Here is a 13,495-nt window from a genome sequence, read left to right on the forward strand (position 1 = left end):
TTTATTCCTCCTCTGTTAGTGTGTAAGTTATTTTCATTGTCTTATCTGCCGTTTTTAATATTGGACTTGATAGGTTATTAATTGTTCCAAGGTATGGGGTATGAAGGAATAGAAGCTTATAAAACGAATTTTCATATCCTCCATAACCAAGCATTAAAGGCCCTAACTGAATAGGTGTAGACATTAAATACGGAATACTTCTACCTTCGTACTCTGTTTTGTCATCTCTACGAATAATTTCGTCATTCTTATTTATTGAAAATTTATGTCCTAGAATATAGTCTCCCCAATTAAATAAATACATATATTCACCAGAATAAGTAATTCTTTGAATATCATATTCCAAATCAAATTTGCTAATATCAACAGGATTATTAATGTTAATCTTGTATAACAAGTTGTCATCATTTCCAGCACCAATAGCATATAGATAGCCGTCCTTTATACAACTATATGCTCTCCTTTCGCAATAACTAGAATCTTGGTCCTTATAATCTCCAAGTTTATATAAGCTAATGTCATTTAAAGACCATTCATCCACAGTAGTAGAATAATCTTTTTTGGAAATCTTCATCCTTATTAACTTATTGTACTTAGTCCCAAATCCATACCAATAACCATCTGATCCATTATAAAAACAAGTTTCTTTCCAATAATATACTTTTTCAAAAAACTCCTTTGCATCTATAATCGTTCTTTCTTTTTGATAATTCCCCTTTGTATATACAGGATCATTTAAGCCAATATCTGTTATCGACTCTCTAAGTTTAACGATGTCTATCGATGTCTTGTTTTTAGGCCAGATTGATATGATGGTACTGTTTTCAATATCGTATTCCACACAACCTTGGTAAATATCAGTAATACTTCTATCAGAATTCATTTTTGTTTTATTTAAAAGTAGGAACGGGTCTCTTCCGTGCGTATCTCCATAGAAATATTTCCCTCCTCTATAATGGGTCAACGCCAGTGACGATATTCTTCCATTAGCTTGCGATGTAGAAAAATCCCATACAAATTTATATCCATTTTCTATAGGGGTAGATTCTGTTAAGTTAGCCGACCCTCTTTTTGATGCGTCTGTTGAATTAACATCATTTGAAGCATATCCAATAATCTTATTATCTGATGGAGGAATAATTTTATTAGGATCTTCATCAAGAGTGTTTTCAAATAACAAGATTCCACCATAGCACTTATTGGCAATTGGAAAAATCTCTTCGTGAAATTTTGTAATGAGTTCCTCTCCGACTGGATACATAAGGCCCGATGGATTCAGTCTTAATAAATCTGGTACTGCATTCGTTATTAAGTTTTCATCTTCATATATCTCCTTCCTATTTGTCCTCACATCAGTTAGTTCGATGACTGATTTACCCTTGAGCATTTCCTTCCCCCTTGTCTTTAAATTCTGTAGTAATTTCTTCTTTATATTTTCCAAGCACCAATCCTTGGTATTTAAATCTTCCTACCTTTTCATTAAATACTAGTGGTCTTGGAACTTGTCTTTCGACTTTGTACTCAGCTTTCAATTTCCTAAGCAAGAATGAATGACTAAGTTCTATTCTCTTCCAAGATTCATCAATTTTAAGCTTTCCATCCCAAGCCTCTGTAGAACCAAGAGACTGACCAGAGATAACTGCGATAGCATTATCTTTACCTATCATGGCTTGTCCTGATACAAGCCTAATTAATACGGAGAAATTGTTCATAGTCTTCTCTTGAAGTTTAGTTAATGGATAGAAAAGATTTAAAATGTGATCACCACTTAAGTAGGTTTCTTTTGGAATGTGATGTTCTATTTTTGTATCATTAAAGATATAGGTAATAACTATCCTTGTTGGTATTTCTATATTTTCAATAAAATCTAATTCTTCTACTTCCTCTTTTTCGCTTGTGCCCTCTTGGGTATCAAACTTTGGAGGATCATAGGGTTTTCCTTCTTCATTTAAAACCTCTACTTGTTTCTTGACTTTCCTTGATATTTTTCTACTTTTTTCTTCAGTATCACAAATTATATTCAACAAAATAGACGCATTAAAAATTGCCTCCGTTTCTTTATTGGAGGCAAATTCTATACGAATTATTGGTGTATCTGTTGTAGAAAGATTAAAGGCAGAATAATTGGAATAGGCATGAACTACTAACTTTTCAGATTCAATCTGATTTAAAAGTCCGACTATATTTTTATCATTCTTACTTTTAGCCTTTGATAGGTATGGATTCTTTCCAACTCCTAAAATTCTGTGCTTACCATTTATCTTGTATTCTATGTCAGTGATAAGTCCTTCAATCTTTTCTTCTTCGTAAGAAATAGCTATTCTATCTCCAACATCAAGGCTGGGATCTCCTATAGTTACCATGTCAAAAGGTGTATGATGAATCTTACAAATTTCAGTAAGAAGTGCCTCACACATTCTTTTTCTTTTTTCTGGAAGTCCTAACTGCATCAGTGGATTTATTCCAAGATTCATAGTTAGTCCATCATCATTTTCTAAAGAGTAATATTCAGCTATTTTAGTCTTTGCATTTGTTGAGTTGATAGCCGTATATCTTGTCTTGAAATCTGATACAGATGAAGAAAATCTTTCTCTCGTTTTAATTTCAGTTGATATACTTTCTGCATACTTTTTTAAAACCAATTTACCATCACGAGAGACCTGTGCAAAAGCACCAAGGGTCGATGCTATATAGTGAATAAAATCTCTATAGGTTTCTATATCATGATCTTGATAAATAGCTAAGACTTCTTCTCCATTTACAAAAGCCTTTACCTCATCTTCTGTCATGCCTAGTTCTACCTTGCACTTCTCACATGATAATGTAAGTAATTCAAAGGCTGTACCAAAGGTATCTGTCACTGGGAAGTTCTTATCAAACCTAAGCATATAGTCATAGCCTTTTAGTTCTAAAATCTTCTTAGACCTATTTGCCTCAGTAACATCAAAGATGCCCATTGGTATGGTCTCTATCTTTTTGTTTTCTAATTCTTGATGGTAAAAAAGTTCTAGCTTTGAATCCTCTAGAGAATACCTATCAATATTTGAAAAAAGGCTAATTCCAAACTCTCCAGCATAAACTGTACCTATTTCAAGTTCAGAAGATCCAGAGCAGGAACGATGGATGTACCCAGACCCTTTTAAAATATCTTCATTTGTAAAAGGAATAATGGTTCCATCTTTTAAGATGATGTTTCCCGTCCAGTAAAATTTACGAGAGTTCTTTTTGATTGCTGTTTTATATTCATTACTTGTTGAGAACAACTTATCACCTCCATTTCTCTACATTAGTCGCTTTTTGACAAATCAAAGATTTGAAACAAAGCGACATCTGACCTACCATCAAAATCATAGATTTTGGGTTAGGTCATTAGTATTCCTCCAATGAAAAAGATACTTCCCACAATCCTTTATAAGAAGTATCTTTTATTAGTTTGACTTGGAACTTATCTATATACATTTGTGTCTCTTTTAGTTCCAATGTTTCTGTATCTAAGTATTTAACTTTAAGATTAGACTTATTGGCAAAACTACTCAATGTCTTTACAAGTTTAGGGCTACAAGAAAAATCTACAGAAATACTTGCTACTTTGTTTCTAACAACATCCCTTTGAATAGTTCCTGCCTCAGTCTCTCCTCCAGTATCTGCCTCTATATCTCTAAACTCCAAATCATAAGAATTTGGTAGAGGTAGGTCTACTCCTTCAATAATTAAATATGATTGATATTTCATTATACGACTACACCTCCATTCACTGCGTCGCTTTGCTCCTTGTTCATGGGGTGAGACTGCATCTGACCTACCAACAAAATCATAGATTTTGGGTTAGGTCATTATCTACCTCCACTCCTTAAATTCTTACGCATAGATGCATTAACAATAACTTCATCAAGGAGAGTTTCACCAAGATAAACTGGTATAACTATATCTCCAGTATTTTCTGATTTTAAATTGATGTTTGCAAGTGCATCAGATATTTGCCTTCCTATATCAATGCCACTTACAACGGATTCTTTATCATGTCCTCCAATATCTAGAGATGATATATTGGGACTTAAAACCATATCGCTTGCCACATTTTCCATTGAAGATTGAACTAGTCTTCTGCTCTTTTCTATCCCCTTAGATAAGCCTTCCATAAAGTCTGGCATCCATGATTCATAGTCAGTTAAAGGTCCAACATCTGGAACAGAGAAGTGCAGGTAAGACCTAATAGTTGATGCTACATTCGATACAGCAGATGTCACATTGCTAATCGCACTTCTAATCCCTCTTGCAATCCCGTTAATCATATCGGCTCCCCATGTATATGCTTGAGATGCCAAATTTTTAATATGATTAACTGCATTATTAAATCCATTTCTAATAGTGGACTGAATATTTGACATAGTCGATGAAATACTTGATCTCATCGAATTAAATGCAGACGATACTGCTGACTTTGCAGTATTCACTGCAGATGAAATAGTAGACTTTATGGAGTTCCAAGCAGATGAAACAGAGGTCTTAATGTTATTCATTGTTGATGATATAAAGGTCTTTATCCCATTCCAGATTGATTCAAGAACTGTCTTAATAGAAGTCAAGATGTTCTCTATTGTAGTCTTTATATTGGTCCAGGATGTGGATATAAATGTTCCAATGGCAGTAATGACTGTTGTTAAAAACTCTTTTAGTCCATTCCAAATAGTCTCTACTTTTACTTTAATTGCATCAAGAACTGTTGAAATTAAAGTCTTAATACCTTCCCAAGTAGTTTTTATAAACTCTCCAACTGCTGTAAATACTTCTGTAGTTGTAGTTGAAATAGCTGTCCATATATTTGTAAAAGTTGTTTGAATTCCCGTCCAGAGACTTGTAAAGAATTCTCCTAAACTTTGCCATAGACTCTTGGCTCCCTCAATAAAGGTATTCCAAGATTCAGTTAGAAAAGTTGTTATAGATGTCCAGATACTGTTCCATCCTTCAGAAAGTCCATTCCATAGATTGGCAAAGAAGTCCTTGATGCCTTTCCAAGTGTTCTTCACTCCTTCAATAAATCCAGACCAGAATTCTGATAAGAAAGTAGTAATCTCGGTCCAGGTACTTGTCCATGAATCAGATATCCCTTGCCATAGATTTACGAAAAATTCTTTTATTCCATTCCAAATGGCAGCAGTTGATTCCTTAATAGTTTCCCATATGGAGATGACCCCTTCTCTAAACCAGTCGCACTTCTTCCATAAAAGAACAAGACCAGCTATTACTGCACCAATAGCAATAGGAACAATCCCAATGGCTGATACTACTGCAGTAATTGCTGGTATAAGTGTACCTGTAAAGATTCCAACTATCTTAGTTATTCCTCCTACTATTAGAGGTCCTTTGGTCATAATAGTTCCTATTGACCAGATAAGTTTTCCTACAATCATAAGTACAGGTCCAAGAGCAGCTATAAAAAGACCGATACCTGCAATAATACCTTTTACTGGTCCTGGAAGTGCATTAAGTCCATTTACCAATTTTGTTAATATATCTACTGCTTTTCTAACAGCAGGCATTAAAAGTTCTCCAAAGGATATAGCTAATTCTTCTAGGGCAGATTGTAGAATCTTTAATTGACCAGCTAGGTTATCCTGCATAGTAGCAGCCATTTTTTCTGCTGTTCCATCAGCGTTATATATGGCATCACTTAAGCTGTTGTAGTCCTTCTCACTAGCATTTATAATTGCCAACATTCCAGACATAGCGTTTTTACCAAATATCATGGATGCTGCTTGTGCTTTTTGGGTTCCGTCTAAATTAGCAAAGGCTACTCTAAAGGTACTTAAAGTCTCATCAAGTGAAAGGCCCTGTACATCTTCAATAGATAAGCCCAACATGGACATTCCATTAATAACTTCTTTAGTTGGTGATGCGAGTCTTGTTAGTCCAAACCTTAAAGCTGTCCCTGCTTGTGAACCTTTTATTCCTGCGTTAGCCATTAACCCAATAGCGACTGCCGTATCTTCAACTGAATATCCAAGTGTCCCAGCAATAGGTGCAGCATATTTAAAGGTTTCGCCCATTAATGAAACATTGGTATTGGCATTAGATGATGCAGCAGCAAGAACATCAGCAAAGTGAGAAGAGTCTTCAGCTTTTAAACCAAAGGCTGTAAGGGCATCTGTAACGATATCTGAAGTAGTAGCTAGATCCTCACCACTAGCTGCAGCAAGGTTCATGACTCCTTCAATACCACTAATCATATCTTTACTTTTCCAACCAGCCATGGCCATATAATTCATAGCCTCTGCCGCTTCAGATGCCGAGAACTTGGTCTTGGCTCCCATTTCACGAGCCTTTTCTCTCAGAGCGTCAAAGTCGGACCCTGTTGCACCAGATACTGCTTTTACCTTTGACATACCAGAATCAAAATCTGAAGCAGTCTTTACTGCTGCTACCCCAAGACCTGCTACTGCAAGAGATACTGGCATCATTTTTCTTCCCACGTTTTCTATATTTTGCCCTGTGTTTTGCCATTTTTCCCCAGTAATAGCTATGTTTTGCAGGGTTTGATTAGTGGTTGCTCCTTGTCTTTCTAGAGATTTTAGGGCTTGTTCTGTTTCAATAATCTCTCGTTTAAGGGCATCATATTGCTCTTGGGAAATCTTACCTTCTGCAAGAGCCTGTTCAGCTTGTTTTTGTGCCTCTTTCAAAGAAGTTAATTTGTTCTTTGTTTCTTCTAAGGTCTGTCCTAATAACTTATGCTTTTGGGAGATAAGTTCTGTGTTTCCAGGATCAAGTTTAAGAAGTTTGTTAACATCACGAAGTTCAGACTGAGTATGTTTAATCTCTGTATTAACTTGTTTTAGTGCAGTCTGCAATTTGGTAGTGTCCCCACCAATCTCAACAGTTATCCCCTTTATTCTATTTGCCAATATCTCACCTCCTTAATTTTAAGCATCAAAAAAGCACCTAGAATTTTCTAGATGCTTCTTAGCTAAGTTTTTTATCTAGTAATGAATTAAAACGAATCTCCTCCAATTATTTTACCATTATAAGCATCAACATATATTAATACATCTTCAATCTCTATAACATAAGCTAAATGAAGAACACCAGATTTTTGAACTTTGATATTGTTTTTACTGTCTACTAAAAATGATGAATCCTTAAAAAAGTTATTAGATTTGATTACTTTTAACGAAATATTTTGAACACTTTCTGATTCTTTTTCATTAGATGCTGATAAAAAATCTTTTGCTATGTTTTTAGCTTTTATTTCATCTATCTTAGGTGGTTCTTTTATTATAAAGTCATCTATAATATCATATAGAATTATAGCGTTCTTATTTCTATCGAATACTACTCTAATTTGATTGTATGGGTTGAAAATATTAGCAGCATTAGCTTTATAAAAAGAATACATCTTATATTCTTTTGTATAATAGCCTATTTCTTCTTCTGTATAGTCAAATGGAATGTATTTATCTTTGATAAATTTTACATACTCTTTTTTTGGATATTCTAAATCTTCTGCAATATCTTCATCCCACTTAAGAGTCGATAAAGCATCTACATTAATCACATCACTATTTTTATCAAAAATAAAGATAGCCCCTTTAGAAGACTGAATTTTTATACCTCCATTATCCAAATCTTCTCTTTCTTTATAGATCAATTCTCCATCTTCTACATTATATCCAAAATCCTTTAAGGTACTAATTATTTTAACTTTATCTAAATTATCAATCGAATTCATTTTCTTGGAGCATGCCATTAATAAAAATATTAAACAAATACATATTAAATATTTTAAAGTTATTTTATTTTTCATAGTCACTTGCATGGTATTTACTAAACTCTACCTGATATATTTTTATCACCCCAAAAACGTATATAATAATATGTTCCTGGCTTCTCAATAGCTCTTAATACATTAGAATAAAATGTTTTGCTTGGATTTCTTCTGACTTGATGCTTTAAATTTCCAGTAAAATCCAACATTGTACCTAGTTCAACCCCTTTATACCAACCTAAAAATATTTTCCCATTTGAAGATCCGCTAATACCAAAAGCGTCTCTCCACCTTGTATCTTCTGCCGTATTACACCCATTTAAAAAAACAAATTTCCAACAACAAGTAACATCGTTTAGACTTAAATATCTTACATAACTATACTTTTGCCCATTTCCTAAAGATATTGGTGAGGCATGACCGGAAAACGCAAACGCATAATTGTTTCCATCTCCTCGAACAAATCTTCTTAAGCTTACCCCATTATCATTGTCTGCTGAATCTGTATATGAATTATATCCCAACGAATTAAGGATAGAATTAATGTTGGATGCTGAACTAGTAAAATATTTTGTATTTCTGCCCTTATGTGTTCCATAATATGAAGCCCCATCTTTTGACGCTGCAAACTCATCTCCACCTATTATTTCACCGGTATAAGCATCAACCAAAACAGAAAAATCATCAAATGTAACAACATATGAACAATGTAATGGTCTTTCTAACTGTCTATTGGCATAGATTTCTAAGTCAATATCGTTTAATCCTTCAAGCGAATTATTTTCAAAATAGTCATTTTCTTTTCTGACTTCCAACTCTATCAAAGGAATCCCAGAATAATTGAATTTTATATTATTATTCTCACAATAATTAATTGCTATTTCCATTGCTTCATTTCTATCAATCTTTGGTAGACCATTTACAATATACTCATGGCACTGATTAAACCCTAAAACGGTATGCGTTTTAAAATCTACTGTTATTTTATATGAATCATAATAATTTGTTATATCGTATTGATTATCTTTCAAACAAATAATCTGATGGAATCCATCCAAAATAGGTTTTACTTCAATAATGTTGTAATCATTAGGCACATATTTAGATACTATTAAATCAATATATTTTTTATCAGTATCAATAAAATACTTCTCATTTTCATCTGTTAAGGATAAACTATCCGCAATATCATATTGATCTACAGAGACTACATCCAGATTTTCTGTTAAAGTAATTTTTCTTTTACCTTCATCAGATACAATTGATATAAGACCATCATTTTTTCTTATTTCTATATTTTCACCTTTAGTATCATTAGCACTCATACTATAGAAATGTATATTAGTGCCTTGTGTTTTAAAATTAAAATCATTCAATATTTGATCTATTTCTGTTTTAATATCCTTATCTACATAGCTACCCGCAAATACAACACTTGGTGCTAAAAACGATACCAGCACTAATAAATATCCAATAAAAAGTTTAATCTTTTTCATACTGACCTCCTGTGAATTTTTTGCTTACATATTGTGTTCTTATGGTTTATATACTACAGTCTATATCGCCGTTCTTATACCTTTGTGGATTTAAATATATCATCTAATTACCTCCTGTGCCTACATTACAACACTCACACTCGTCAAGACCAAATAATGTGTAAACACATGTATCTAGTTTGTTTGCGATTTCTATTCCTACAGAAATTGTAGCTTGAGCCTCTCCACGTTCTAAAAGGCTAATATATTGTCTTGTAACACTAAGTCCATTAGCTAATTGCTCTTGAGTTAATCCTTTTTCTTTCCTTATTTGTTTTATTCTATTTCCCATTGTTTTTAAATCTACCTACCTATCCCACTTTCTTAAGTTAAAACTAGTATAACATATTATCTTTTAAATTGCAACTATATTTGCTAAATTGTTAAAACCTATCAAAATCATCCTGTGTCGCTACTTCCCTGTATTTATATTCATCGTTATTCTTTTCTGTGAACATATCATTTACAAGTCCAATTGTTAGTAGAGATAAATCAGAAACAGAAAGACCAAGTTCCACTGCCCTTAGTAAAAACAAGGGTGTAGTCATTGGTCTTTCTGTTGGTCTTACTTTTTTTTAGGAACTTCTTCCGATTTTATATTAAGTCCCCACAACTCAATTAGCTGAGGTAGAATTTGATAAATTGAAAAAGTTGAGAAATTATCTAACCATTCTTCTGGACTATCTGGCACAGATTTATCCCCATGTTTAGCCATTACATATGCTATATTTTCAAATAACTCAAGTGAACCTATATCAAGATTGGATTTATCTTCATCATTTTTCTTCATGGACTTTTCTAGTTCCATTAAGTCTTTGAAGATATCTCTTCCAAATTTAAGTCTATAGATTCTTGGGATAGCTGCTGATGCACGGAAAACAACTTCTTTCCCATCGATTTGAATTTTCTTGGTTAGTGCCATATTTATTTACCTCCAACACTTGCTCTTGAAGGTGTTACTGTAGTTTCTGTTGGCATATAGACTGACTTGTACCAACCATCATAAGTTTCCTTTGTAGTCTCTTCGCCTGTTCTAGCCTTTACATTTCCATTTGGAAGTGGTCTTGCTTGGATAGATAAGGTTTCTGGTTGAACTTCTCTTGATTCCTCGTTGGTTTCTCCTTCAAGTGTGGGTCTTGCTGCTGAGCAGTTATACATAACGTGACGGATTTTCTTTTGGTCACCATCAAACTCAAATAACAGTGCAAAGTTTGCAGTTTCAGAATTTGAAGACTCAATTAGAACTTTATTAGAATCTGATTTTTCCATCAAAACATCAGTCCTAAAAGATTCTGGAATAAGGGCGATTTCTAAATCTCCATCATATCCCATATTGTTTGAAATAGTGTAGTATTCAATTCCATCTGCATAAAAGCTTTCAGGCTCTCCATTAGGATCCAATGAAATTGAAACAGCACCAGGCATTGGCACTGGTGTCTTATATTTAATAACGCCCTCTTCGGCTTTATCAAAGAGAGCGTAGTGCACATTGCAAATATTAAACTTTACCTTATTTGCCATAATTGTTACCTCCCATAAATTGTAGTGAGTCAGCTCCATCACAATTCTCTTCGCTCCTTATCAGTCGCAGAGAATTGGATTGCGTGACATCTGACCTACCTGCCACTCGCAAAGCTCGTGGGGTTAGGTCATTAACGTTACAAATATTAAATTTAACTTTATTTGCCATTTTTTACCTCCATAGTAAATTCATAAAGAACTTCATAGAGTCTTTCTGATTCAATCCAAACTTCAGATTTTTCATAATAGACTTCTTCTCTATCAAGTATCTCTTCTATTTTTTCTTCTAGTTTTAAATCTTTCTTATCAGTATAAAGTTCTAAGTCTATCTGTGTGTTTTTATAAAAAACCACTCCATCTGCACCAAAGTGTTTATTCTTTGGAAATAGATATACCATAAATGGTGGATCTGGACTTTCGCCCTCAGCAAAGTGCGAATATGCAAAGGGAAGTCCTATCTCTTCAATTATTTTTAATAGCCTATCCATCTTGTAATTTCCTCATTATATTTTCTTCCAATTCTCTAACTCCTTTCTCCTCAGCTGGTCCAATATGAGGCCTAGCAGATACTCTTCCTCCTTGTCTTAGAACATGGCCTTTCTCAAGTAGATGAGCCAGTTGGTATCTATTTCTTGAGTGAACTACAAGTTCTATTGAGTTCGAAGTTTCTTTCATAGTTTTTACAGACCAAGACTTAGAATATTTCTTTGTTTCTCCTACAGGTGCATTTTCTTGTATGTCTTTTCTAATATTGCTACCAGCTTTTTTTACTTCCTTTTTGACTTCATCCGTAGCCATATCAGAATATTCTTCTAAGCCTTTCATTATTTCACTGGCGAGGTTTTCAATTTTTACATTCATCTACTTACCTTCCTACATCTAAACTTTATAAGTCTGTTCTTGTAGTTCATAAAGTCAATTGAGATGATATTGTACTTTTCATCATCAAATAGAATTCTGTACTCTGAAGTATTAATATTCTTTAACCTATTTTGAAATCTTACAGTAAAAGAAATATCTGACCTGTCTATTTCCATACCAAGAAAAACTTCTTCACCTTTGCCTTGAAAAGATATATAGGCTGAAGTTTCTATATAATCTGTCCATACTGATTTATGGTTACCAATTTCATCTACCTCAACATTTTTATTTTGAAAGGTTATTTTTCTATTTAAATCCGATACCCTCATTAGAACTCAGCCTTTCTCATTCCAAATAATAAAGCCCTTAGCGTTAAGTTTAGTTCAGAATAATCTGCCTCTTCTCTATGCTCATAAAGATAAGCAGTCATATAGAGGGCAGCTATCTTTCCATTTGGATTTTTAGAAAGGTCTTCTTCACTATTAACCCTAGCTACATCCATAGAGTGTTTGATTGATGAATGGATGAGAGATTCAATCATCTCATCCTCATCATCAAAATCCACCCTTAAATAGGACTTTGCCTCTTCAAGAGTAATCATAGTTTACTCCTTAGGCAGTAGCACCGATTTTTAATAGTTTTACTGCTTCTCTTAAAACTAAGATTCCATCAACTCTTTCTTTGCCTAAGAAACCAACCATGCCATTTCCAGCAAATAGTTCCTTTAAGTCTTGGAAAGACCTGTTTCCTCTATCTCCAATCTTGTAATAAGAAAAATCGCCAAAGGCTACAGCAAGTTTTCCTTTTTCAGCTTTTGGAGCAAAGGCAGATGTATAAGCAGGATATCCTAAAAGTCTATCTGGTTCTCCATCTTTAAGTGATGGTTGCCAAATATATGCACCATTTACATCCTTAAGTTTTCTAATCTGAGCAACTGTTGCATCATTTAAAATTGCATCATTTAAAATGAAGGCTGCTTTCTTTCTATAAGGTCTATCTAAAGAGTAAACTAAATCCATTAATTCATCTGCAGTAATTGTTTGAGCCTTTGTTGTCACACCAAGTTCTCCACCTTTTTTAGAATCAAAGATTCCTGTAGGCTTATTTACTCCATCTCCATTTAAGAAAGCATCTTCTTCAGCGTTTGCTAATGCTCTAGTAAATTCTTCAGCGATATATTTTTCTAAATTAAAGGCTGCATCATATAAAAGTTCTTCAGTAACTTTAATTCCAACATGGAGTTTATGCGCATCAAGAGATACTTGATCAAAAGTACCATCTCCAAAGGTAAGTTGGCCACCTTCTTCAACCCATAGGGCTGCTGGCTTTGTAGCTGCAATATTGATTTTATGAAGTCCAGAAGTTTGAACTTTTGTAGCTAGTTTTCTTACAATATTTTCATCTTCAAGACCATTTACAATATCTACTTCCATTTCTTCTGGAACTAAATATCCACCACTTTCATCTGTACCTACTTTTAATTCATTTGAAATATCTCTAAAGTTAGTTCTTAGTGCTTTCATCATAGATTTCTTATAGACATTTCTTGCTCTCATTGGCTTTTCTTCTTCATTAAAAGTAGCAGGTTCATTTGTTAGTGCTTGAGTAGTAGGTTTTTCTAAGGATTTATCCATTTCTTCTTCCCTCTTCTTTCTTTCAATTTCACGAGTATAATTCTCGATAGTTCTCTCCATCTCTTCATATGTCTTAAAATCTTCATCAGACATTAGACCATTTTCATCTTTCTTAGATTCAGCAAATGATTTTGCCTCATCCCAAGCCCTAGTTCTCTTTTCCATTAGTTCTTTTAAGTTCATAT

Annotated in this window: 15 protein-coding genes; all 15 read right to left on the reverse strand. The window is 33.7% G+C overall.

Annotated elements, in window-relative coordinates; genetic code table 11:
• Position 1: 1 nt before the first annotated feature.
• The gene (locus BQ5450_RS02010; protein ID WP_071125807.1) at positions 2-1,387 is read right to left on the reverse strand and encodes a hypothetical protein; all 1,386 of its coding nucleotides are present in this window, start codon (positions 1,385-1,387) and stop codon (positions 2-4) included.
• Positions 1,374-3,263 carry a hypothetical protein gene (locus tag BQ5450_RS02015; RefSeq protein WP_071125808.1) on the reverse strand — a complete coding sequence of 630 codons (1,890 nt, stop codon included), beginning with the start codon at positions 3,261-3,263 and terminating at the stop codon, positions 1,374-1,376. Before BQ5450_RS02015 ends, BQ5450_RS02010 begins: the two co-directional genes overlap by 14 nt.
• A 106-nt stretch (positions 3,264-3,369) precedes the next feature.
• Complete coding sequence (locus tag BQ5450_RS02020) at positions 3,370-3,732, reverse strand: hypothetical protein (RefSeq protein WP_071125809.1); 363 nt, start codon at positions 3,730-3,732, stop codon at positions 3,370-3,372.
• Between the two features lie 101 nt (positions 3,733-3,833).
• Positions 3,834-6,899, reverse strand: a complete 3,066-nt coding sequence (locus BQ5450_RS02025) for a phage tail tape measure protein (RefSeq protein ID WP_071125810.1) — start codon at positions 6,897-6,899, stop codon at positions 3,834-3,836.
• A gap of 86 nt (positions 6,900-6,985) precedes the next feature.
• Positions 6,986-7,723, reverse strand: coding sequence for a hypothetical protein (locus BQ5450_RS02030; protein WP_159052464.1), 738 nt, complete (start codon positions 7,721-7,723; stop codon positions 6,986-6,988).
• A 95-nt stretch (positions 7,724-7,818) separates the two neighbouring features.
• The gene (locus tag BQ5450_RS02035; protein WP_071125812.1) at positions 7,819-9,255 is read right to left on the reverse strand and encodes a hypothetical protein; all 1,437 of its coding nucleotides are present in this window, start codon (positions 9,253-9,255) and stop codon (positions 7,819-7,821) included.
• A gap of 103 nt (positions 9,256-9,358) precedes the next feature.
• Positions 9,359-9,586, reverse strand: coding sequence for a type II toxin-antitoxin system RelB family anti-toxin (locus BQ5450_RS02040; RefSeq protein ID WP_071125813.1), 228 nt, complete (start codon positions 9,584-9,586; stop codon positions 9,359-9,361).
• 91 nt (positions 9,587-9,677) lie between these two features.
• The gene (locus BQ5450_RS09105) at positions 9,678-9,842 is read right to left on the reverse strand and encodes a hypothetical protein (RefSeq protein WP_199820650.1); all 165 of its coding nucleotides are present in this window, start codon (positions 9,840-9,842) and stop codon (positions 9,678-9,680) included.
• Between the two features lie 17 nt (positions 9,843-9,859).
• On the reverse strand, positions 9,860-10,216 hold the full coding sequence (locus tag BQ5450_RS02045; protein ID WP_019117844.1) for a hypothetical protein: 357 nt from the start codon (positions 10,214-10,216) through the stop codon (positions 9,860-9,862).
• A 2-nt stretch (positions 10,217-10,218) separates the two neighbouring features.
• Entirely contained in the window at positions 10,219-10,815 is a 597-nt protein-coding gene (locus BQ5450_RS02050) for a major tail protein (RefSeq protein ID WP_009431460.1), read from the reverse strand.
• A 158-nt stretch (positions 10,816-10,973) separates the two neighbouring features.
• On the reverse strand, positions 10,974-11,303 hold the full coding sequence (locus BQ5450_RS02060; protein WP_071125814.1) for a hypothetical protein: 330 nt from the start codon (positions 11,301-11,303) through the stop codon (positions 10,974-10,976).
• Entirely contained in the window at positions 11,296-11,676 is a 381-nt protein-coding gene (locus BQ5450_RS02065) for an HK97 gp10 family phage protein (RefSeq protein ID WP_071125815.1), read from the reverse strand. The genes BQ5450_RS02060 and BQ5450_RS02065 overlap by 8 nt, the downstream gene beginning before the upstream one ends.
• Complete coding sequence (locus BQ5450_RS02070) at positions 11,673-12,005, reverse strand: phage head closure protein (protein ID WP_071125816.1); 333 nt, start codon at positions 12,003-12,005, stop codon at positions 11,673-11,675. The genes BQ5450_RS02065 and BQ5450_RS02070 overlap by 4 nt, the downstream gene beginning before the upstream one ends.
• Complete coding sequence (locus tag BQ5450_RS02075; protein ID WP_071125817.1) at positions 12,005-12,277, reverse strand: head-tail connector protein; 273 nt, start codon at positions 12,275-12,277, stop codon at positions 12,005-12,007. Before BQ5450_RS02075 ends, BQ5450_RS02070 begins: the two co-directional genes overlap by 1 nt.
• A 10-nt stretch (positions 12,278-12,287) precedes the next feature.
• Positions 12,288-13,493 (reverse strand): phage major capsid protein, encoded by a 1,206-nt coding sequence (locus BQ5450_RS02080; protein ID WP_071125818.1) that lies wholly within the window; start codon positions 13,491-13,493, stop codon positions 12,288-12,290.
• Between the last annotated feature and the right edge of the window lie 2 nt (positions 13,494-13,495).

It is taken from the genome of Peptoniphilus lacydonensis, from assembly GCF_900106515.1.
GTDB lineage: Bacteria > Bacillota > Clostridia > Tissierellales > Peptoniphilaceae > Peptoniphilus_A > Peptoniphilus_A lacydonensis.